General features: G+C 66.9%; 21 protein-coding genes. 15 read left to right on the top strand and 6 right to left on the bottom strand.

From position 1 onward, the window contains the following. Positions 1-8 precede the first annotated feature (8 nt). Positions 9-1445, top strand: a complete 1437-nt coding sequence (locus tag R3A49_08410) for an exopolysaccharide biosynthesis polyprenyl glycosylphosphotransferase (protein ID MEZ5170751.1) — start codon at positions 9-11, stop codon at positions 1443-1445. A 9-nt stretch (positions 1446-1454) separates the two neighbouring features. Further along, positions 1455-2549, top strand: coding sequence for a glycosyltransferase family 2 protein (locus tag R3A49_08405; GenBank protein ID MEZ5170750.1), 1095 nt, complete (start codon positions 1455-1457; stop codon positions 2547-2549). Here the strand turns inward: R3A49_08405 and R3A49_08400 are convergent. The 3 genes from R3A49_08400 to R3A49_08390 form a co-directional block, all read right to left on the bottom strand. After that, positions 2507-3079 (bottom strand): glycosyltransferase family 4 protein, encoded by a 573-nt coding sequence (locus tag R3A49_08400; protein MEZ5170749.1) that lies wholly within the window; start codon positions 3077-3079, stop codon positions 2507-2509. The genes R3A49_08405 and R3A49_08400 overlap by 43 nt on opposite strands. A 590-nt stretch (positions 3080-3669) precedes the next feature. Next, positions 3670-4716 carry a glycosyltransferase family 4 protein gene (locus R3A49_08395; GenBank protein ID MEZ5170748.1) on the bottom strand — a complete coding sequence of 349 codons (1047 nt, stop codon included), beginning with the start codon at positions 4714-4716 and terminating at the stop codon, positions 3670-3672. Between the two features lie 290 nt (positions 4717-5006). Continuing rightward, entirely contained in the window at positions 5007-5195 is a 189-nt protein-coding gene (locus R3A49_08390) for a hypothetical protein (protein ID MEZ5170747.1), read from the bottom strand. A gap of 81 nt (positions 5196-5276) precedes the next feature. Between R3A49_08390 and R3A49_08385 the strand changes: the two genes are divergently transcribed. Both R3A49_08385 and R3A49_08380 read left to right on the top strand, forming a co-directional pair. Beyond that, the gene (locus R3A49_08385; GenBank protein MEZ5170746.1) at positions 5277-6374 is read left to right on the top strand and encodes an O-antigen ligase family protein; all 1098 of its coding nucleotides are present in this window, start codon (positions 5277-5279) and stop codon (positions 6372-6374) included. After that, positions 6371-7906, top strand: coding sequence for a hypothetical protein (locus R3A49_08380; GenBank protein ID MEZ5170745.1), 1536 nt, complete (start codon positions 6371-6373; stop codon positions 7904-7906). The genes R3A49_08385 and R3A49_08380 overlap by 4 nt, the downstream gene beginning before the upstream one ends. On the opposite strand, the gene R3A49_08375 is transcribed toward R3A49_08380, so the two are convergent. Further along, positions 7827-8990, bottom strand: coding sequence for a hypothetical protein (locus R3A49_08375; protein MEZ5170744.1), 1164 nt, complete (start codon positions 8988-8990; stop codon positions 7827-7829). The two genes, R3A49_08380 and R3A49_08375, sit on opposite strands and share 80 nt — an antisense overlap. Positions 8991-9113: 123 nt before the next feature. After that, positions 9114-10199 (bottom strand): glycosyltransferase family 4 protein, encoded by a 1086-nt coding sequence (locus tag R3A49_08370; protein ID MEZ5170743.1) that lies wholly within the window; start codon positions 10197-10199, stop codon positions 9114-9116. A gap of 144 nt (positions 10200-10343) precedes the next feature. Here R3A49_08370 and R3A49_08365 point away from each other — a divergent pair, with 144 nt between their 5' ends. From R3A49_08365 to R3A49_08350, 4 genes are all read left to right on the top strand, one after another. Next, positions 10344-11567 (top strand): glycosyltransferase family 4 protein, encoded by a 1224-nt coding sequence (locus R3A49_08365; protein MEZ5170742.1) that lies wholly within the window; start codon positions 10344-10346, stop codon positions 11565-11567. A 209-nt stretch (positions 11568-11776) separates the two neighbouring features. Next, on the top strand, positions 11777-12319 hold the full coding sequence (locus tag R3A49_08360; protein MEZ5170741.1) for a hypothetical protein: 543 nt from the start codon (positions 11777-11779) through the stop codon (positions 12317-12319). Then, positions 12319-13257, top strand: a complete 939-nt coding sequence (locus R3A49_08355) for a polysaccharide deacetylase family protein (protein MEZ5170740.1) — start codon at positions 12319-12321, stop codon at positions 13255-13257. The genes R3A49_08360 and R3A49_08355 overlap by 1 nt, the downstream gene beginning before the upstream one ends. Beyond that, positions 13254-14786 (top strand): lipopolysaccharide biosynthesis protein, encoded by a 1533-nt coding sequence (locus tag R3A49_08350; protein MEZ5170739.1) that lies wholly within the window; start codon positions 13254-13256, stop codon positions 14784-14786. Before R3A49_08355 ends, R3A49_08350 begins: the two co-directional genes overlap by 4 nt. A 41-nt stretch (positions 14787-14827) precedes the next feature. Here the strand turns inward: R3A49_08350 and R3A49_08345 are convergent, their stop codons facing one another. Continuing rightward, complete coding sequence (locus R3A49_08345) at positions 14828-15850, bottom strand: GNAT family N-acetyltransferase (GenBank protein ID MEZ5170738.1); 1023 nt, start codon at positions 15848-15850, stop codon at positions 14828-14830. A gap of 100 nt (positions 15851-15950) precedes the next feature. On the opposite strand from R3A49_08345, the gene R3A49_08340 reads away from it, so the two are divergent. From R3A49_08340 to atpE, 7 genes are all read left to right on the top strand, one after another. Then, on the top strand, positions 15951-16589 hold the full coding sequence (locus tag R3A49_08340) for a GNAT family N-acetyltransferase (GenBank protein ID MEZ5170737.1): 639 nt from the start codon (positions 15951-15953) through the stop codon (positions 16587-16589). A 41-nt stretch (positions 16590-16630) separates the two neighbouring features. Beyond that, on the top strand, positions 16631-17890 hold the full coding sequence (gene glyA / locus R3A49_08335) for a serine hydroxymethyltransferase (GenBank protein MEZ5170736.1): 1260 nt from the start codon (positions 16631-16633) through the stop codon (positions 17888-17890). 7 nt (positions 17891-17897) lie between these two features. Then, positions 17898-19130: an MraY family glycosyltransferase gene (locus tag R3A49_08330; protein ID MEZ5170735.1), complete on the top strand. Its 1233-nt coding sequence runs from the start codon at positions 17898-17900 to the stop codon at positions 19128-19130. Between the two features lie 134 nt (positions 19131-19264). Continuing rightward, positions 19265-19564, top strand: coding sequence for an AtpZ/AtpI family protein (locus tag R3A49_08325; GenBank protein MEZ5170734.1), 300 nt, complete (start codon positions 19265-19267; stop codon positions 19562-19564). Next, the gene (locus R3A49_08320; protein ID MEZ5170733.1) at positions 19561-20055 is read left to right on the top strand and encodes an ATP synthase subunit I; all 495 of its coding nucleotides are present in this window, start codon (positions 19561-19563) and stop codon (positions 20053-20055) included. Before R3A49_08325 ends, R3A49_08320 begins: the two co-directional genes overlap by 4 nt. A gap of 3 nt (positions 20056-20058) precedes the next feature. Next, positions 20059-20835 carry a F0F1 ATP synthase subunit A gene (gene atpB, locus R3A49_08315; GenBank protein ID MEZ5170732.1) on the top strand — a complete coding sequence of 259 codons (777 nt, stop codon included), beginning with the start codon at positions 20059-20061 and terminating at the stop codon, positions 20833-20835. A 136-nt stretch (positions 20836-20971) separates the two neighbouring features. Next, the gene (atpE, locus tag R3A49_08310; GenBank protein ID MEZ5170731.1) at positions 20972-21151 is read left to right on the top strand and encodes an ATP synthase F0 subunit C; all 180 of its coding nucleotides are present in this window, start codon (positions 20972-20974) and stop codon (positions 21149-21151) included. Positions 21152-21172: the final 21 nt, after the last annotated feature.

Here is a 21172-nt window from a genome sequence, read left to right as displayed (position 1 = left end):
CCGACAGAATGGCCATCGAGGCTCCATTCGGCACCCCTGCAGGTAGCAACGCGCCCTCCGGAGGCGTGGCGGTTTCCGCGCGCCGTCGGTGGCTCCGCGCGGCGCCCGACCGGCGCAGCACTCCACCCTGGCGGGCCAGTGCTCTCATCGCAACGGGCGACACCGCGGCTCTCGTCCTCGCGCTCGTCGTCACCAGCGCATGGAACGTCGCCGGCGTTGCCTACGCTGTCGTCGCACTCGGTGTTCTCGCGCTGAGCGGGGAGTACCGGCGCCGCCTCACGCTCAGTGCCCTCAACGAGGCTCCCCGGCTCGCCGGGCGCCTCGCCGCGCCAATGCTCCTGGCCGGACCGCTCGCATTGGCGACATCCGTGGGTGCGAGCTTCCTCTGGGTGCCGCTCACGGCGGCCGTCGTGCTCGTGTTCTACCGGATCCTCACCTACGCCGTGATCCGCCGCGGGCGCCGTCGCGGTCAGGCCGTCACCAACACGGTCGTTCTGGGCGCCGGCCACGTCGGCTCGGAGGTCGTGGAGATCCTCCGGGCACACCCCGAGTACGGCCTGACTCCACTCGGTTTTCTCGACCAGGTCGATGACACCAACCTGCCGGTCCCCCTCCTCGGCGACATCGCCGAGCTCGAGACAGTCCTCAAGACAATCGATGTGCAGGCCCTCATCGTCGCCTTCGGGCCCACCCGGGAGGCCGATCTGGTCGGGGTGATGCGGATGGCCGTCCAGTACAACGTCGAGGTCTACGTCGTCCCACGCTTCTTCGACGTGGGTGTCGCACCCGAAGGTCCCGACACAGATGACGTGTGGGGCATCCCTCTCTACCGGGTGCGCCGCGCTGCCCTTCGAACCGGCGCGTGGGCAGCAAAGCGCGCGATGGACGTCGTCGTCTCAGGGCTGTTGCTCCTCGTTGCGTCGCCCGTGCTGGGTCTCATCGCCCTGTGGGTGCGTCTCACGAGCCCGGGCCCGGTCCTGTTCCGCCAGAAGCGCATCGGCCAGCACGCACAGGAGTTCGAGCTCCTCAAGTTCAGGACGATGCGGGTGAGCGAGGATTCCGACACCGAGTGGCAACCCGACGCGGAACGAATCACGCGCATCGGCCGTTTCCTGCGGAAGACGAGCCTCGACGAGCTTCCACAGCTCTGGAACGTGCTTCGTGGCGACATGTCGCTCGTCGGAGCGCGTCCCGAGCGGCCTCACTTCGTCCACGAGTTCGGCGGTGCCATCACGGGCTACGGCGACCGTCATCGGCTTCCCGTGGGGATGACGGGTTGGGCACAGGTCCACGGGCTCCGTGGTGACACATCGATCGAGGAGCGCGTGCGCTTCGACAACCAGTACATCGAGCACTGGTCACCCTGGCGCGACACTGTCATCCTGGCCCGGACGGCCGCGGAGGTCCTCCGCAGCTCAGAACAGCGTCGTCGGAAGGAATCCTGAGAGCCCGACGTGGACGAACCTCCGTCGAACGGACCGAACGGCCGCACGGAACCGGATGCCGACCGCTCGATGCCGACGGATCGACCTGTCGCCACCGTCGTGATTCCGGCACGCAACGAGGAAGCCTGGATCGGAGCGTGCCTCGACTCGATTGTCAGCCAGGACGAAAGGCGTCTTCAGATTCTCGTCGTCGACGGTGCATCCACTGATCGAACACCCGAGATCGTGAAGGAGTACTCAGCTCGCGACGGCCGGGTCACGCTGCTCTCGAATCCCGACAGGATCATCCCGCGGTCTCTCAACATTGCGCTTCGGGAGGCGTCGGCCCCCTGGTTGGTGCGAGTCGATGCGCACGCAAGCATCCCCTCCGACTACGTGGGGCGAGCCGTCGATCATCTCCGTTCGGGACGGTGGGGAGGTGTGGGTGGCCGAAAGGACGGAGTCGGCGTCACGCCGGCCGGTCGCGCGATCGCAGCTGCGATGGCCTCGCCATTCGGTGTCGGGAACTCCACCTATCACTACGGATCGGAGGCGACAACGGTCGAGCACATTCCGTTCGGCGCCTATCCCGTCGACCTCGCCCGTCGACTCGGCGGCTGGGACGAGCGACTCAGGGTGAATCAGGACTTCGAGTTCGACTACCGGGTCCGGCTCGCCGGCGGGGAACTGCTCTTCGATCCGGACCTGCGAATCCAGTGGTTCTGCCGCCAGTCCGTTCCGGAGCTGTTTCGACAGTACCGCCGGTACGGTGAGGGAAAGGTATCGGTGGCGGTCCTGCACCCCCTGTCGTTGCGATTGCGCCACCTCGCCGCCCCGGCACTCGTCTTTTCCTGGGCCGTCTCGGCCCTACTGGCGCGACGACACCCCGCGTGGGCGGCAACACTCGTGGCCCCCTACGCAGGCGCTCTCGCCGTCGCCACGCAGCGAACGGCGAGAACCCTGGCGGACCCACAGGATCGCAAGTGGGTCGCACCGGCGTTCGCTGCCATGCACACAGGGTGGGGCGTTGGATTCTGGCGGGGTGTTGCCCGGGTCGCTCGCAGTCGTGCCCGGGGTCTGCGTCAGTCGCCGGGTTCAGATGCTGATGTGAAGACGTCGGCATAGCGGGCCGCCGCGTCGTCCCAGCCCGGCAGGGAATCCACGAACGCCGACCCCGAGCGGGAGAGATCGCTTCGGCGGCGATCGTTGCGGATGAGCGATGCGATCTCCGCTCCGAGGTCGGCAGGGGTGGACGCGGTGACAACGGGGTGCCCCGATGCCAGACCCCGGACGGACTCGCGCGTCGCCACGACGGGGCATCCCGCTGCCAGGGCCTCGAGGACCGTGTTCTTCGTCCCTCGCCCGGTTGTTCCCGGGTAAACGGCGACGCCAGCCGCAGCGAAGACGTCGTTGACGGATTCGACGTCTCCGTGGACCGTGACGTGGTCACCGGCTAGTTCTGCGACCTCAGGGCCGGGTCTCCGGCCCGCGAGAACAACGTGGGCCGCCGGTACCTTCTCGCGGACGCGGGGAAGGATCTCGCGACACAGGCTTCGTGCGGCTTCGATGTTCGGCGCGTAGTCGAGCGTTCCGACGAACACGAGACAGCGGGGGTCGCGGAGAATGTCGTCGGGCACACCGGGCAGTGCATCCACGCCGTTGGGGATCGCTGTTATCCGCCTGTCCAACTGATCCTCCAGGATGTCCGCGTCGACGCGATTCACAACGATGTACGCGCTAGCGAGCTTCGCGGTCGATTGCTCGACTCTCGCGGCGCGTCGAGACTGCACCGCGTCATACCAACCGCGCAACATCGAGCTGCTTTCGGAGCGCTGGGCCCAGAACAGGGACCAGGGGTCGATCTCGTTGACGACGAGCGGCTCAGTGATGCCCGTCGCGAATCCGAACGTGTGGAAGCCATGGAGATACACGACGTCGGCGTCCGAGGCGAGCTTCGTGATGGTCGCACAGTTCTCGCGGGTCGTGCGCTGCCACGTGGCTCGTGGGAGGCGTGTGGAGGGTTGTGCAGCGTAAGCGAGTCCTGCGGGCCTGATCGCGAGGACATGCGTGGTTCGACACCGTCGGAGAACAGCGTCATCCGGTTCACGAGGGCGGTCGCGGAAATACGCGAGTGTGATGTCGGCGTCCTCCGGGAGACGAGGGAGGACCCTGGCAGCGATCAAAGTCGAGCCGTTCCCGTGGCGGGGATCTGTGGTCGGTGGGCTCTCGCAGACGGCGAGGAGTCTCATCGGTGTGCGGCGATCGCCCGTTGGTAGATGTCAGCCATTCGCGTGCGGAGGTTGCCGGTGTCGAACGACTCTTCTGCCCGTTCGCGCGCCGAGGCACCGAGAGTCCTCCGCAGATCGGCGTCGAGCGCGAGACGACGAATGCCATCGGCCAGCGCTGCCGGGTCGTGCGGATCGACCAGGAGTCCGTCGACGCCGTTGCGGACGACGTCGGGGATCGCGCCGACGGTTGTGGAGAGGATGGGAAGTCCCGAGGCCATCGCCTCGAGAATCGCGATCGGCTGCCCTTCCCAGTGGGAAGGCAGCACGAAAACATCCGCGCGACCGAGCTGGTCACGAACTTCGGTCTGCGGCAGGGAGCCGAGGAGGCTGTCGGAGTAGCCGGCTGCCGCCACGGCCTCTCTGATCTTGTCAGCTTCCTCTTCTCCGACCTCTGCCGAACCGCCGACAACGACGAAGGACCACTTGCGGGTGAAGTCGGCACCGAGGATTCGGAGAGCGGACACGAGGTCGCCCAGTCCCTTACGCTGGCTGAGCGTACCGACATAGAGGAATCGAGGCGGGTCTCCACCCGGGTCGACGGGATCGAAGCGCGACACGTCGACAGCGTTGTCGACGGTCTCGACCTCTGTGTCGGGTACGAGGTGTTGAAGGGTTTCCGTGCCCCGGTCAGAGACCGTGAGGACAGCGTCGGTGATTCGGAGCATCGTGAGCAGCCACCGTGTGACTCGCCCCGGCGAGAATGCCTCCGCCTGTCCCGAGTTCACACGTCCCGAATGAACGTGACACAGAACCGCCGCACCGCCGGCACGTGCTGCACCGCAGAGCGCGAGCGCGCGGAGCAGGGGCAGTGTCGGCATCAGAGCAGTCTGCACGTGGACGATCGAGGCATGTCGCGCCGCCCGGAACGTCCGGACCGCGTCCGCTACGGCGTGGACGATGTTCTCGAGCGACAAGGAGCCGGCCTTGCGCTCGGATCGACGTGTCGTGTTCAGCAACACGATTTCGAAGCTCTCGGCCAAGACAGGGTCCTCGACGATCGTCATGGCGAAGCTCGAGATCCCTCCGAGCGCGGGGGGTCCCTGGGCAACGACGACCACGCGGGGTCTCGTGCCGCCTGTTCGCGTTGCGCCCCCTCGATCCGGAACGTCGACCGGTGCTCCCTCCTCGGGCGGATGTCGATGGCTCATGGGTGATCCGGTGTCTGGTCGAGCATTGCTGGTGGTCCCACTGGTCGTGACCATGCGCGACCGAGGGGTGGCGCACGGCCGGTAAGCTATCTGTGGCGCAACACCAGGTGGCCCGCAGACGGTGCTACCTGCGCGCTCACACCATGTCACGATACAGAACGCGCCAATCCGGTCGTGGCGTGGCCCTCACCGGCGGTGTTGTGGCGACTCTCCTCGTGTCCGTCCTCGTCGGATTCGGGTTGAACGAGAATGCCACCCTCGTTACGGCTGTCGTCGCGCTCATCACAGCTGTCGTCGTTGTCATCGTGGTTCGCGACATCGAGGCAGTCCTCCACGTTCTCGTACTCTCGGTCTTTGTCGAAGGGGTCTCGGCCGGGCCGACGAGCGTCGGACGGATTCTCGCCGTCGTCGCCCTGATGGCGGTCGTCGGACGCCTTGTGTTCTCCGAGTGGCGTCCGGCTCGTCTCCCGCCCCGCGCATGGCTTCCGACGGTTCTCTTCATCTCCTGGGCGTGGGCGAGCGGCTTTTGGGCGTACGAGTTCGGCGCCTGGGTCGAGGGCGTGGGCCAGATCGGGCTGGCGGCTTCCTTTTTCGCCGCCTTCGCGTTCTTCGTCCGCGACGAAGCGCAGGTCCAGGCCCTCCTTCGGACATTCGTCGTCGGAGCGCTTGCGGTTGCCGCGATCGGCATTGTCCAGTCGTCCAGTGGCGACCGCGCCATCGGGCTCCAGGGTGACGGCAACCTCTATGCCGTCTACCAGGTCGCCGCTGTCCCGGCGGCCATCACTCTCGGGCGTGTGAGCCGATCGTCGCATCGTATGTGGTGGTTCGTTTCGGTTGTTCCTCTCGTTGGCTCTGTTCTTGCTTCGGACTCCCGCGGCGCGTTGCTCGCGACGGTTCTCGTTCTCGCTCTGTCGATGTACCCGATCATCAGGAATCCGGCAGACGGACGGCGCCGTCTCGCTGCAGCGTTCGCCACGGTGTTGATCCTGGTCGCCATCGCGGTGACGGGGGCCGCCTTCAACGACCGGTTGGATCCGGCGCGGATCGCAAGCGACCGTGCAAGCGGCAGGCTCGACCTGTGGCTCGTGGCGTGGAATACGGCGCAGGATCACCCTGAGTTGGGGTTGGGAGCGGGTAACTTCAAGGAGCAGAGCGTCGAGCGGCTACGGACGCAGCCGGGGGTTCAGCTTCCGAACAGTCATCATCTGTATGACCTTGACAGCATCGAAGTGCACAACATCTATCTGGAGACTCTGGTGGACTACGGCGTGGTCGGCTTTCTTCTCTTCGGCTCCGTGATCGTCGGTGCCGGGTTCGGTATCCGCACCGGTGTTCGCAGGGTCGGACAGGGGACGGCACTCGATGCGCTCGGCCCGATGCTCGTCGCCTACTGCACCACGGCCTTCTTCCTCTCGGTTGTCAACAGCAAGTTGCTCTGGATGATCGTGGGAATGGCCGCTGCGTTCCAGGCCGTACCCCGGCGGCAGGTGTCGAAGGTCAGGGTTTCGACATGAGTGACCAAGACACCCAGGATCTCGGCGACGGGTTCGTCGACAGGCCGCTGCCCGGCGAGCGTCTGGGTCGTTTCTGGCGGATGTCGGGTCGGCGAGTGCTCCTCGTCGTCCTCGTTGCCGCCACGATGGCTGTTGTCGCTGGCCTGATCACATCGCGACAGCCAACAGAATACGTGTCTTCCACGACGCTCGTCGTTCAGGACGAGACCGGGTCTGCCGACAGCGAGACGTTGATCAGATCGATGCAGACTCTCCTCACGAGTGAAGATCTCGGCGGCGAGGTTCAGGAGCTCACCGACGTCGACCTGACGCCGCAACAGATCGCAGCAGAGATCTCGGTCGAGCGCGCCCCGGGCTCCGGCGTGCTGAGGGTGTCGGTCACCGACACCGACCGCGAGCGCAGCCGGGTGATAGCGGAGGCGATCGTTCCCGCCTTCACGACGCTCGTCGACGAGCTGATCCGGCCCGATCAGGAAGAAAGCCCGGCGACCTTCTCGGTGACCCGTTGGGGCACCGGGGAGGTTCTCACACAGGAGCAGCCGCCTCCCGCGACCCGAAACGCCGTGCTCGGATTCGGGCTCGGGCTGATTCTGGCCGTGGCTGCTGTGCTCCTGCTTCAGCAGCAGCGGCCGACGATCGGGTCGGCGGTCGACGCTCGCGACGCCTTCGGGCTCCCACTGCTGGCCGTTGTGCCTCGAATTCGCTCGCGTCGGCTCACATGGAATCCCTCCGACATGACCGAGGGCGTCCTCCGGGCGGGTGTGTCGGTCGGCTGGCCGACCCGCCCGGCGAGTATCGCCGTCTACGGCCCCGGCGGCGGCGACGAACGCTCCGGCTTCATCGTTGCCTTGGCGTGGTCGCTCGTCGCCGACGGGGCTGATGTGACGATCATCGATGCGAATGTGAACCATGCCGGCGTCACAGCGTTGCTCGATGCGGGTGACCGTCCCGGGCTTCTCGACTACGCATCGGGCTCCGCTCCGCTCGGTGAGTGTGTGCACAACGTGAGACCCGGCAGTGGGCCTGCGTGGGCGACAGATGTTGCAGTATCGAGTTCCGCCGGCGAGCTGTTCCTCGTTCCGAGAGGAGTTACCGACGTCGAGTCTCTCGCGGTGGTGGGAGGAGATGCCGGGGAACGGCTCGTCGGAGTTGCCGCCGAGAGAAGCGTCGTCCTCGTTGATCTGCCGCCGATTCCGGGCCCGGTCCCGGTTTCGAGGTTGCTCAATTCCTGCGACAGCGTCATCGCCGTGGCCACCGAGTTCCGGACCCTCGTATCGGACGTGTTCGCCGCGGGGGAGGCTCTCCGGACACTGGGTGACCGCCCCGCCGGCGTCGTGTTGCTCGGTGGAAACCGCCTGCAGATGGGGCGTCCGAGGCGGGACCGTTTCCCCGACGCCCGCCCGACTGCCGACAAGGATCGGGCGGCTCCGCAGTCCGCTCGGAAACGTCCGGTCAGGCGAGGTGACCGTAGGCCTGAGCCGCCGAGCTCTGCGGCACGAGATCTCCGCCCGCGAGCTGAGGGTCGGCCATGACGTTCCCGCCACCGTCGACCAGCCCCTGAGAGGCATCGGCGATACGGGGCGCCTCCCATCCCAGGTTGTCGTGCACGACGTTGCCCGAACCGGTCAGTTCGAACGCTGTGACATTGGAGCGGTTGGGTGCGGGGCGAACCATGATGTTGCCGTAGATCTCGTTGTTCGAGGAGCCCCATGCCAGCTGGATGTTGGAGGGGCCCGTGTTCCCGAACATGGTGTTGTAGCGGACTGTCACGTTCTCGACGACGCCGGAGTGCGCTGACGGTGGCCCGATCTTGACGGCCCGGCCGTTGGCGCTTCCGACGAGCAGATTCCTCTCGATCACGCCGCCGCCTGTTCCGGAATTCGTGTAGATCAGATGGTCCTGGTTGGTGCCGTTCGCTGGATACGTGTCGTGCACGTAGTTCCCTGTGATCGTCCAGTCCGAGGCGTTTCCGGCCACCAGGATCGCTGCGTAGGACCGGGCACCCCACACCTCGGAGTCCGAGAAGACCCAACCCGTTCCGTTCGTGAATTTCACCATGTGCTCCGAGGCGGAGTTCGACGGGCCCCACGTGACGTTCAAACCCGAGATGTGCCAGTGGGAGGCGTCCTTCATCCAGAGCAGGCCCGACACGACGGGGCGCTCTCCCGGGTACGCCCGAACGTGGATCGGTTCGGAGGCACTGCCGCTGGCGACCGGTGGGGACTGGATCCGCTCGTTGTACGTTCCCTGGCGAACCAGAAGGAGGTCGCCGGCAACGAGGGACCTGAGGCCGTGCTCGACGGTGCGGAACGGCGCTTCGATGGTTCCGGCCGCGGCATCGGAGCCAGTCGGCGCCACGTAGTACGTCGTGCCGGTGACCTCGGGGGGATCGACCGGGTCCTCAGCGGGTGGAGACGGGGGCTCGGGTGGAACGAGCGGGGGAGCCGTCGGCGGGGTGGGTCTGTGGTGCCTGTGCGAGGGGGCCGGCGCCTGGGCAGGAAGACACGCCAGGGTGAGGAGGGCGAGGAGGGCGACGCTCAGCACGAGGCCGCGGGGCGCCCGCAGGATCGAGTCGGCGGCTCCGGATCGGGCGCTGGAATCGGGCGGTCGAACCATTCTGTGCACGCTCCGTGAGCAGGGTCACAGGGCGTATCGACCACTCTCCGTATTGGCTTGAGCGTCATTTTCTCTCTCTCCGTATGATTCGAATGGGTGTCCCGGCTGGGAGCGCCGCAGTCCTCAGAGCGCTCCCCCCGGTGCCAGGCGCTGGTAAAGCTGCTCGTACTCCGAGGCCATCCGCTCGGGACTGAACCGCTCGAGGGCACGATCCCTTCCACTCCGCCCCATCCTGCCTGCGAGGTCGGGGTTGTGGATGAGACGGCGAAGCGCGCGGCCGAGGGCATCGGGATCCCCCGGCGGGACGATGAGCCCGGTTTCTTCGTCCGACACGACCTCCGGAACGCTGCCCACGCCGGACGCGACGACGGGTAGCCCCGCCAGCATCGCCTCGATGGCGACGAGTGGCGTGCCCTCGGAACGGGACGGAAGAACGAAGACGTCCATCGTCGTGAGGTGATCTCGAGCCACGTCGCTCCATCCTGTCCAGTGGACGCGCCCGTCGACGCCCAGACGGCGCGCCAGGTCCTCGAGAGCCGAGCGCTCGATTCCGTCGCCGACGATGACTGCTGATGCACCAGGCAGTTGGTGGAGGGCCCGGAGGAGGACGTCGGTTCCCTTGATGGGGTCGAGTCGCCCGATGGTTCCGATGGTCGGGTCGTTGGAGTACCGCGGTAGGTGACGGAGGTCCGCGTCGCCGACTCCGTTGTAGATGGTGATGATCGAATCGAGCGGCAGACCCGCGATCCTCTCGACGTCGCGGCTCATCGCATCACCGACCCCGACGTGTGCGGCCAGACGCCGGGATGTCCAACGCTTCAGGGCGCGGGAGATTCGCGACGGTGGCGCCACGACCGAGTTCTCGACGGCCACGACCGGAAGACCTGTGATGGTTTCTGCCGCGGCGAGCGCGTACTGACACGACGACAGGGAGGAGAGGTTCGCCTGAAACACGGTGGGCCGCAGTCCCTTGATGGATTGCCGGTGCTCGCGCAGCGCCGCGAGGTCCGTCTTGTTGCGGACGCGCCGCAGTGTCACGACCTCTGTTCCGGGGCGGTGGGCGCCGATCCAGTTCAGGATCCCGGGGTCGGATCCCAACAACGTCACCGAGATGTCGCTCGACAGGGCGGAGAGCAGCGTCGCGACGTGGACCTCAGCACCACCACGCTGCGTGGCATCTGAGTAGATCACGAGGTTTGGTGTCGTCACGCTCTGGCCATCGAATCCTCAGGGGAAACGCCGAGTTGCCGATACTTTGGACCACGTACCCGCGAGCCGGACTCGGGAGCAGTCCCGCGACAGTACCTCCGACTCTCCGCGGGAGGACCGTGTGTCGGCACTTCGGAGAGAGCAATGAGGATCCTGCTTGTTGCCGAGGATCTTCCCTGGCCCGCCAACAACGGCTATCGCATCAGACTCTCGAACATCGCGCGCGCTCTCGCCGACGCGGGAAGCGTGCACGTTGTCGCCGCTGCAACTCCCGGCGATACTGCAGCGTCCGTGTCGCCTGATATTCCGGTCGCCGGAATGGACGTGGTGTCGCTCCCGCGTGACGATCCGCACGCAACACGACTCTGGCGGTGGGTGCGCTCCGGTCTGCCTCGCCGACTCGTCTCCCGCGACTGGACGTCACTCCGACACGCGACCCATGCGGTGCTCTCGAAGGAGGCCTTCGATCTCGTGTGGTTGGGGCACGCGCAGTCGTTCGTCGCCGTGCGTCGTGTCGTCGATGAGCCCTTCGTCGTCGACATCGACAACCTGTTCGAAGAGGCCATCAGGCATCGGCGCGCGGGGCAGCGGGACCGACCCGGTGGGCGAAGGGGAGTCCGTTCCGTCATCGCTCGGCGAGTCGACGCCATCGATGAAGGGAGGTGGGAGCGCCTCCATGCAGAGATCAGTCGAGAAGCGGCAGCCGTGGCTGTTTGCAGCGAACTCGACCGTCGGCGGCTCGGAGTCGGTAACGCGGTCGTGGTGCCCAACGGCGCGACGATTCCCGAGGCAGCGCCCGTGAGCGCGACGGACCCCGATCGTCCGGTCGTTACGATGATCGGGCTTCTGGCGTACGAAGCCAACGCCGATGCGGCGCGCTACTTCGTGAACGACATCCTCCCAACACTCCGTACCTGGTTTCCCGCCCTCGAGCTTCGTCTCGTCGGACGTCCGGGTCCCGTCGTTGACCAGATCGAGGGAACTCCCAATGTCACGATCGTCGGAGAAGTGGACGACGTGGCGGATGAGCTTGCACGAGCTGACCTCGTGGCGGTGCCTATCCGATTCGGAGGCGGAACACGACTCAAGGTTCTGGAGGCGTTCGCCCACAGGGTTCCCGTCGTGTCGACGACTGTCGGGTGTGAGGGCATCGATCTCGAACCCGGCCGCGAGCTCCTCGTGGCGGACATGCCCGAGGCGTTCGCCGCTGCATGCCGAGACATCATCCAGCAGCCCGAGCTCCGACAGCGGCTCACGTCTGCGGCACGCGACCTTGTGGTAGACGAGTACCGCTGGGAGGACATCCGTAGGGAGGTCACGCATCTCGCCCTTTCGCTGGGATCGGCGCAGGATCGGACATCGTCGTGAACGCGTCTCTACGCACGAGGATCCGAGCGCGAGGCGCCACGGCGTCACCTGCCACGAAACGCGCGGTCCAGCGTGTGCTGGGATCACCCGTCGCCCAGGGACTGGTCCGAGTCCTCGACCCGGCCTGGCTCGTTCGGCGGCGGGGGGAGGACCGAGCCCGATCGTCCCGGCGCCTCGCGCGAGGGACACCGATCCTCGAGCATCTCTACGTGCGGTTCGTTCGGGCGCACTCCTTCGAAATCCGCGGGCGGGTCCTCGAGCTCGACCCGAGCAGGCTGGCCGAGAAGCTCGGGTGCCCGACGGTTCTCGACCGGATCTCCACCAACCCCGACGATGACTCGGTGACGATCCTCGCCGATCCCGGCGAGCAAGGATTCGTTGCCTCCGACAAGTACGAGTGCGTCGTGATGGGAACGAGCTGGATACGCGAGGAAAGGCCGCGGGACGTACTCGCGAACATGTGGGCGGGCGTCGCGGACGGTGGACGACTTCTCGTGGCGGTACCGACCCGGTCGGCGAGTACGGGCGGGCCGTTGTCCGACGAACTGCCCCGGCACTCCAGCGGATTCCACCGTTACCTCACTGAGGTGTGCCCGAAATCGGAGATCAGGATCGTCGGGTTCGGCAACGCCGACGTGAGCTCCGCCCAGCGTTTCGGTCTCAGTATCGAGGACGTCCCTCGAGGTGTCCGAGACAACGACGACGCGCGCGCCCCGTCCCTTCTCGGAGCCTGTATCGAGAAGGGAACGTGATGGCGTTTCTCGACGAGAGCGCGGTGATCCTCATGTACCACCGTGTCAGCAGCGTCGATCGCGACCCGTTCTGGCTGAACGTCCGACCGGAGAGATTTCGGGAGCAGCTCGCGATGTTGAAGAAGACAGCTGACGTCGTTCCTCTCCGGGAACTCACACCGGGTGCGCGCCGCGTGGCCATCACCTTCGACGACGGCTACGCGGACAACCAGGAGGTGGCGAAGCCACTACTGGACGACGCGGCACTCCCCGCGACCTTCTTCGTGTCGTCGTGTGTCGTCGAGCAGGGGCCTGGCTTTCGCTTCTGGTGGGACCGTGTCGAGCACCTTCTTCTCGACCACGCATCCGACCTCGACATCTCGCCCATCCGGGTTGCCCCCGGCCTCCGTGCCGATTTGAGATCGACCGCGGGGCGTTTCCGGGCGTTGGCCGCCGCGAGTCGGCGCCTTCGTGTGCTCGGACCGTTCCGCATCGAGCAGGAGCTCGCGAACCTCGCAACTCGGCTGGGTGCCCAGGAAACCGCATGCCGCTGTCACCGTGTCATGTCCGAGTCACAGCTGCGAGACCTCGACGCCAGTCCTATTGCTGACATCGGGGGCCACACTCGCAGCCATGCCCAGCTGGCTTCACTCGACGCGCCGGCACAGCGTGCTGAGGTCGCACTCGGTCGAGCGGTTCTCGAGGAGACACTGGATCATCCCATCGAGTCGTTCGCCTATCCGTTCGGGGGTCACGAGGCTTTCGATCGCCGCAGCGTTGGAGCCGCGCGGCGAGCGGGATTCGTTCGAGCGTGCACCACGATTCCGCGTTCCGTAACACGGTTCGCGACCCGATACCGGCTCCCGCGCTTCGCTGTCCGCGACTGGAGCGGGGCCGACTTCTCGCTGCAGCTCGAGCGCTGGTTCTCGGGGCTGGGCACGGGACCCCTCCACTCATGAGCGACGAGCAAGGGCGCCCCGGTTCGTCTCCACGTGACGCCACCTCGCCCGACGTCGTGATGCCGGTCCAAGGGCAGAGCGGGGAGCTCGTCGGGCGGGCCACACGGTCGTTCCTCTGGGCGACGGCGTCATTTGTGGGCAGTCGCCTGATCTCGTTCCTGGCGGTTGTACTGCTGGCACGGATCCTCGTGCCCGACGACTTCGGAGTCGTCGCGGCAGCGATGACGGTCTTCCTCTTCATCGAGTTCGCCCTGGACCTCGGCATGGGCGCAGCTCTCATCTTCGAGCAGGAGCGCGGAATCACCGACCGCGTGCACACGGCGTTCACGCTGAACCTGATGGTGGCGATCGCCATGGCAGCCGGATTCTTCTTCGCAGCACCCTGGATCGCGGACTTCTTCCGCGTTCCCGATCAGGTCCAGATCTTCCGGACGTTGTCCCTGTTGATCGTTGTCAAGGGCCTCAGCCAGATTCCGGACTCCCTGTTCAAACGTGACCTCGAGTTCAAGCGCCGCACTGCCGTCGACGTGTCGCGTGCCGGAGTACGCCTTGCCGTGGCCGTTGCGCTGGCAATGGCGGACTTCGGCGCGTGGTCGATCGTCTGGGGCACTCTCGCCGGCGAGTGCGTCGGCGTCGTACTGAGCTGGGCGCTCCTCGGTTTCTCGCCTCGGTTCGTGTTTCAGCGGCGAGTCGCACGGGAGCTTCTCGGATTCGGGATGACGGTCCTCGGCTACCGCGCGCTCGAGGTGTTCGCCACCAACGCCGACTATCTCGTCGTGGGCAACCAGCTCGGCCCCCGGATGCTGAGCTTCTACTACTTCGCCTTCCGCCTACCACAACTGGTGATCGGTAACGTCTACAACGTCTTCTCGCAGGTTGCCTTTCCCACCTACTCCCAGGCGCGGGAGCGTGGCTCTGCCACCCTGGAACGAGGGATGCTCCGATCGCTCAAGCTCCTCGCACTCTTCGGCTTCACGACAGGTACCGGCCTCGCCCTCGCGTCGCGGGACCTCGTCGACGTCATGCTCCCACCCGATTGGGCGCCGGCTGCCCTGCCGATGGCACTGATTGCGTTGACGTTCGGGCTCCAGTCCGTCGGCTTCGCCTCAGGCGACATCTTCCCCGCAATCGGGAAGCCGGGCTTCCTTCTCAAGATGAACCTGGTGGCGTCCCCGATTCTCGTCGTAGCCCTCATCCTGGCCGCCCCACGGGGGATCAATGCTGTCGCGGCCGTGCACTTGGTCCTCACGGGCATCTACTCGGCTGTTCGCCTCGTGTTCGCTGTGAGGCTCGTCCAATCACCGCTGTCGAGGTCGCTCGTGGCGATGTGGCCCGCGCTCGTCATCTCGATCGGTATCGTTGTCGGAGCGCTCCCCGTTCTCCTGTTGTTCCCACCCGGAGCTCTGTCGCTGGTCGTCATCGTTGCCGCAGGGCTCGCGGGCGCCTACGTGGCTGGGGTCCTGTTCACCCGGTCCGTGTTCTCGGACGCCGGTGAGCTGCTCGGGCGTGCATTGCGATCGAACGGATGAGATGTGGGGTGCCGACGTGTCGCGCCTCAGTACCGAAGAGTTCAGTGCCCGCCCCCGCTCTTGGCAAGGCGTCGTCGCACGCGGGAGGCAGCGAGCAGAGCCCGTGCTCGGAGACCATGGGCGGAACGAAGATGGACGACTCTTCGGGAGTCGTCTGCCCAGTCCTGCTTGTAGGGCTCGTCGCCCCGAAGCATGTCGTACTCCTCGAGATTCCGCGCGCATGCCACGTCGATCGCTGCTGCCTTCACGACGTTCCCGCTCCCACGCCACGCATGGTCCGTCGCCCGGCCCGCTTGGTAGAAGTGCATTGTTGAGCCGGCGACGAAGTCGATCTCCGAGGCGATGACCTCTCCGTGGCTGACGAGCTCAACGACAACGACCTCGTTTCGCAGAGCACCAGCGGACACGGCCGCTCGGAACTCCTCGAAACGCTCGAGGAACTGTGACTCGTCTCCCCACCGAGCTGCATGCAGCGACGCCAGGTCGTCGAGTGCGCGCTCGATGTCACCACTCCCGACAACCCTCGTCTCGACACCATCTCGCTCGAGGCGGCGCCGAGCTCGGGGGACCTGCGTGCGGAGTTTGGAGTGCTCCTCGAGGTATTCGTCGAGCGTGCCGGGGAGCGTGGCGAACGGGACCGGCGTCTCGCCCCAGTTCTGAACGGGCCTCGGGAGAATCGCTGCAAGGCGGCTGTCGGGAACCAGGCCGTCGAGATCGAAGAAACGGGCTCCGTTCCTCGTGAGCCACTCGCCGAGGCGCGCCTCGACCGTGCCCCGGCGATCGGGATGTGCGATGAGGTCGAGATGGTCGGGTTGGATGATCCTCTGACCGAGCATGCGGAAACGCCTAACGCCGAGCCACGTATCCGTCTCGAAGGCGACGCCACCGAGGAGCTCGCCGTCCTCCACGACCAGCACGAAGCACGCTTCCGGGCCGGCGAACGACCCGAGCCACCACGACGTGAGGAACGGCGTGGGAATCGGAAGCGCGGCGACGAGTGCGTCCCAGCGCTCCTCGAACGTGCCCAGCCGTGGCGCGGTGATCACGGTCGTCGTAGCGTCCATGCTCTGCTATGCGCGCTCGACGGTGATCGGCACCGAAGGTAGACCCCGCACGCTAGGGTCGTGTGTTGCCGAATCACGATACCGGTCGGCGGGATTGGACATGACAGAGAAGCCTGCACGCAAACCCTTGTTCGGTGGTCGTCTGGAGTTCGTGCTGAGCGACGTGTGGGGTATCTCCGCCGACGACCTGGCGCCCGGTTCCGTCGAGGATCTTCCCGACACGATGTCGATCCACGAGGTGACCTCACAGGCCGATCCGCTGCTCTCGCTCCTTCCTGAGCGACGTCGCGTCTTCGCGGAGCGCACGCTACGAGCCGGCGACCGCTGCTACATGCTGGTGGAGAACGAGGCCGCCATTGCCTGGTGGTGGGTGTCGGACCGGTCACACACCGATCATGTCGCCGGAATGCGCGTGAACCTGCGGCCGCGGGAGGCCTACCTCTACGACATCTGGACCGTGGAAGAGCATCGCGGAACGCATGCCGGTCTGCAGCTCGTCACCGAGGTGTTCGCGAGGCTCATGGCGACGGGGAACTACGACGCGTTCATCACTTATATCGACAATGACAACAAGCCCAGCCAGAACTTCGCGAAGAGGTTCGGCTTCCAACCGACACAGCAGTTCAGGTCCCTTCGCCGTGATCAGCGGGGCTGGCAGATTCCCCGTTCGGACAACCCGCGCGGTGGTCCCGCGAGCAGGACGCGCCGTGGACCGCTGATCCCCGAGTCCGACCGGTAGGCTGGGTGCCCGGTACGCGAGCCGGGAGCCGACGGAACACCATGCACCCCTTCGACGCCCTTCGGGCCACCGATCCAGACGTCGCGGCGCTCATCGAGCGGGAGGAGGAGCGCCAGAACACGGCGATCCAGCTCATCGCGTCGGAGAACTTCACGTCGCCGGCGGTGATGGCCGCCACCGGGTCGGTGCTCACCAACAAGTACTCCGAGGGCTACCCCCACAAGCGCTACTACGGCGGCAACGAGGTCATCGACGATGTGGAGGACCTCGCACGCGACAGGGCGTGCTCACTCTTCGGCGCCGACCACGCCAACGTCCAGCCCCACTCGGGCGCCAACGCCAACATGGCGGTGTTCCTTGCCGTGCTCGACCCCGGCGACAAGGTCATGGGTATGCGCCTCGACCAGGGCGGACACCTCACCCACGGCTCGCCGGTCAACTTCTCCGGTCGCTTCTACGAGTTCGCCGCCTACGGTGTCGACGCCGAGAGCGAGACGCTCGACTACGACGTGATCCGCGACCAGGCGAAGGCCGAGGCGCCCAAGGCCGTCATCGCCGGCGCCACCGCCTATCCGCGGATCATCGACTTCGAGGCGTTCCGCTCCATCTGCGACGAGGTCGGCGCCCTGCTCATCGTCGACGCCGCGCACATCGCGGGGCTCATCGCCGGGGGCGCACACCCGTCTCCCGTCCCGCACGCCGACATCGTCACCTTCACGACCCACAAGACACTGCGGGGCCCGCGAGCCGGTGCGATCCTGTGCCGCGAGGAGTACGCCAAGGTCATCGACAAGGCCGTGTTCCCCGGCCTCCAGGGTGGGCCCCTCGAGCACGTCATCGCCGCCAAGGCCGTCGCCTTCCGGGAGGCGGCACAGCCGGCGTTTCGCGACTACGCCGCTGACATCGTCACCAACGCCCGGGCCTTGGCGGCCGGTCTCGACGGTGAGGGCTTCCGCATCGTGTCGGGAGGCACCGACAACCACCTGATGCTCGTCGACCTCCGCCCGTTCGGCGTCAACGGCAAGATCGCCCAGGAGGCGCTCGACGTCGCCGGGATCGTGTGCAACAAGAACACGATCCCCGACGATCCCGAGTCCCCCTTCGTCACGAGCGGGCTGCGCCTCGGCACGGCCGCCGTCACCACGGCGGGCATGGGGGAGTCCGAGATGGGCGAGGTCGCCACCCTCATCGCCCGTGTGCTGCGCGCCCCCGACGACGAGCAGGTCCGCGGCGAGGTCCGCGACGCCGTGCGGGTGCTCACGTCGAAGTTCACGCCCTACCCCGACCTGCACGGCGGGTAGGTCGGCCGTGGGCGGCTACGCCCTCGTCTTCGGCGTCGCCGCCGGGGTCACCTGGCTCTTCACGTGGGTCGTCCGCTGGGCGGCCCCGCGCATCGGGGCCGTGTCGATGCCCGACTCCGACTCCCGGCACACCCACTCTCGCCCCACGCCCACCCTCGGGGGTGCGGCGATGTTCGTCGGCCTGCTCGCGGCGATGCTCGTGGCCTCACGCATGAACCAGTTCCACGAGATGTTCGACAGCTCGTCGGAGCCCCTCGGGGTGCTGCTGGCCGCGGGGATCATGTTCGTCGTCGGCGCACTCGACGACATGAGGGAGGTGTCGCCACCCGCCAAGATCTCGGGCCAGGCCCTCTCGGGCGCCGTCCTCTCCCTCATGGGTGTGACGATGCTCTACTTCCGCATCCCCTTCGCGGCGTCCGACTTCGTCGTTCTCTCGCCCGACCTGGCTCCGCTGATCACCGTGGCGTGGGTCGTCGTGATGGCCAACGCCATCAACCTGATCGACGGCCTCGACGGCCTGGCCGCGGGCATCGTGGTCATCGCCGGCACGGCCCTGTTCATCTTCGCCGACCGTCTCTTCGAGGCCGGTCTCCTCGACGGCTCGAACATCGCCCCCCTGGTGGCGGTGATCGCCGTGGGGATGGCCGCCGGCTTCCTTCCGCACAACCTCAGCCCGGCACGGATCTTCATGGGTGACGCCGGCTCGATGCTGCTCGGGCTCATGCTGGCCGTGGCCACGATCACCGTCGGGGGGCGCGTCGCCGACCAGTTCTCGGGCCAGACCTACTTCTTCTTCGCCCCGCTGGCGATCCCGATCGTGATCCTCGGCGTGCCGATTCTCGACGCCGTCTGGTCGTTCCTCCGGCGGGTGGCCCGCCGGAAGTCGGTCGCCACCCCCGACCAGGACCACCTCCACCACCGCCTCGTCCGCCTCGGGCACGGGCCCCGCCGCTCCGTCGTGATCCTGTGGGCGTGGACGGCGGTGCTGTCGGGCCTGGTGCTCGTGCCCACGTTCACCAACGAGGGCAACGCCATGGTGCCCTTCGGGGTGGCCGCTCTCGCCCTGCTCCTCTACGTCTACTTCCACCCGAGCGTCCGCACCGAGCGGGCCCTGGCGGCCGAACGTGAGATGGCGACCGACCCGGTCGCGGGTGACCACGCCGGTGACCACGCCGGTGCCCGTCCCGGGGACGAGCAGATCGTGGATCTGGAGGCCCGCCGCCGGCGCGACGCCGGCTGAGGCGCTGCCCGCGGACCTTCTTCGTCGAAAACCGGTCCCCGGTTTGCCGGGGCCGGACCGCCCGCGTAGATTGCGAATCCGTTCACAAGCTCCGGTGTCGACGTCGGGGCCGGAGCGTTCAGGAGCCCTGTCCGGTGGAGTCCGAGGTACCAGAGCCGACGCCCTCGCAGCGTCGCGGCGCCGTGTGGAACGGCCTGGGCACGGGTATGTCCCAGTCGCTCGAACTGGTCGTGGGCCCCCTTCTCTTCGCCCTGCTCGGCGTGTGGCTCGACAGCCGGCTCGGCACGTCACCCTGGTTCGCCGTCGGGCTCCTCGTCTTTGCAACCGCCGGCGCCACCATCTCGGCCTACTACCGCTTCCAGGCCCGCGCCGAGGCGCACGACGAGGGCAAGCCCTGGGCGCGCAGGACCGCGTCACGGGGAGGTGCACGGTGAGTCAGGCCGACACCTCCGTTGACGTGACGACGCCGGGCCCGACAACCGACGAGAAGGCCGCGGCGCTGCGTGCCGAGTTGGCGGGCCAGGACGCGCCCGAGACCGAGATCGCCCTCGACATGGCCACCCACGCCCTGTGGGTCGCCCCGGCCGTACTGGTCGTGTCGGGGCTCTTCGCCGGATGGGGCGGCGTCCTCGGCGCCGCGGCCGCCCTGGTTCTCGTGGCCGTCAACTTCCTCCTCGCCGCCGCCCTGATGCGCTGGGCCGCGCGGATCTCACCCGAGATGCTCGCCGCCACCGCCCTGGGCGGCTACGTCGTTCGCCTCGGGCTCATCACCGTCGTCGGTCTCGGCCTCAGGCAGGTCGACGCCGTCGACTTCCTCACCTTCGGTGTGGTGCTCGTCGCGACCCACATCGGGCTCCTCGTGTGGGAGCTCCGGTCCGTCAGTCTGTCGCTCGCAGCGCCGGGTCTCCGCCCGGCGGGGGAGTAGAGGATGTCCGTTCTCGCAGCGTTCCAGTTCCCGCCGGTCAGCCACCTCTTCGAGTGGCCGGCGCTCCTTCTCGACGGCACCCCGTTCGCGATCAACAAGACCGTCATCCTCTGCGGGATCGCCGCCCTCCTCTCGGTGGGCTTCTTCGTCCTCGGCGGGCGCAAGCGCGCGCTCGTCCCCACCGGAATCCAGAACCTCGCCGAGTCGAGCTACGAGCTCGTGGAGGAGAACATCGCCGTCGAGGCCATGGGCGTGGAGGACGGCAAGCGCTGGACGCCGTTCCTCGCGTCGCTGTTCTTCTACATCTTCTTCATGAACATCTTCGAGGTGATCCCCGGGATCCAGTTCCCGCCCACCTCGCGAATCGCCATCCCGATGTTCCTGGCGCTGATGGTCTGGCTGATGATGATCGCCCTCGGCGTGAAGACCCAGGGGCTGGGCGGCTACTTCAAGAACTCGCTGTTCCCGCCGGGGGTGCCCTGGCCGCTCTACCTCCTCGTGACGCCCATCGAGTTCATCTCGACGTTCCTCGTACGGCCCTTCTCCCACATGGTGCGACTGTTCGCCAACATGATGGCGGGCCACATCCTGCTCACCACCTTCGCCCTGCTGTCGGCGGCACTGTGGATCGCCAAGTGGAACATCGTCTTCCTGCCGCTGCCCTTCCTCGGCGGTGCCGCCATGACGGGCTTCGAGGTCCTCGTGGCCGTGCTCCAGGCCTACATCTTCACGATCCTCACCGCCGTGTACATCGGCGGGTCCCTGCACCCCGAGCACTAGAGCGAGCAGATTTCACGAGATAGTCCGACAGCACGAGTCGAGCAGCAGTTCGAGACAGCAACAAGGAGACAACCCAGTGACGATCCTGACCATCCTGGCCGAGATCACCGGTGACATCGAGGTCGGCCTGAAGGCCATGGGATACGGCCTCGCCGCCATCGGCCCCGGTATCGGCATCGGTTACCTCGTGGGGAACGCCGTGCAGGCGATGGCCCGACAGCCCGAGGCTGCCGGCATGGTGCGAACCACCATGTTCCTCGGTATCGCCTTCGCCGAAGCGCTGGCGCTCTTCGGCTTCGTCCTGTTCTTCCTCTGATCCGACCGGGAGCAGACACAG

The sequence above is a fragment of the Acidimicrobiia bacterium genome, assembly GCA_041394025.1.
Taxonomy (GTDB): Bacteria; Actinomycetota; Acidimicrobiia; order IMCC26256; family JAOSJL01; genus JAOSJL01.
Note: the sequence above shows the minus strand (reverse complement) of the source record. Positions and strands in the feature narration are given on the sequence as shown.

Coding starts and splice junctions, on each gene's coding strand:
- glyA (MEZ5170736.1), top strand. CDS start 16,631: ATGCACCCCTTCGACGCCCTTCGGGCCACCGATCCAGACGTCGCGGCG.
- R3A49_08410 (MEZ5170751.1), top strand. CDS start 9: ATGGCCATCGAGGCTCCATTCGGCACCCCTGCAGGTAGCAACGCGCCC.
- R3A49_08350 (MEZ5170739.1), top strand. CDS start 13,254: ATGAGCGACGAGCAAGGGCGCCCCGGTTCGTCTCCACGTGACGCCACC.
- R3A49_08385 (MEZ5170746.1), top strand. CDS start 5,277: ATGGCGGTCGTCGGACGCCTTGTGTTCTCCGAGTGGCGTCCGGCTCGT.
- atpB (MEZ5170732.1), top strand. CDS start 20,059: ATGTCCGTTCTCGCAGCGTTCCAGTTCCCGCCGGTCAGCCACCTCTTC.
- R3A49_08375 (MEZ5170744.1), bottom strand. CDS start 8,990: ATGGTTCGACCGCCCGATTCCAGCGCCCGATCCGGAGCCGCCGACTCG.
- R3A49_08340 (MEZ5170737.1), top strand. CDS start 15,951: ATGACAGAGAAGCCTGCACGCAAACCCTTGTTCGGTGGTCGTCTGGAG.
- R3A49_08345 (MEZ5170738.1), bottom strand. CDS start 15,850: ATGGACGCTACGACGACCGTGATCACCGCGCCACGGCTGGGCACGTTC.
- R3A49_08365 (MEZ5170742.1), top strand. CDS start 10,344: ATGAGGATCCTGCTTGTTGCCGAGGATCTTCCCTGGCCCGCCAACAAC.
- R3A49_08380 (MEZ5170745.1), top strand. CDS start 6,371: ATGAGTGACCAAGACACCCAGGATCTCGGCGACGGGTTCGTCGACAGG.
- R3A49_08395 (MEZ5170748.1), bottom strand. CDS start 4,716: ATGACGATCGTCGAGGACCCTGTCTTGGCCGAGAGCTTCGAAATCGTG.
- atpE (MEZ5170731.1), top strand. CDS start 20,972: ATGGGATACGGCCTCGCCGCCATCGGCCCCGGTATCGGCATCGGTTAC.
- R3A49_08355 (MEZ5170740.1), top strand. CDS start 12,319: ATGGCGTTTCTCGACGAGAGCGCGGTGATCCTCATGTACCACCGTGTC.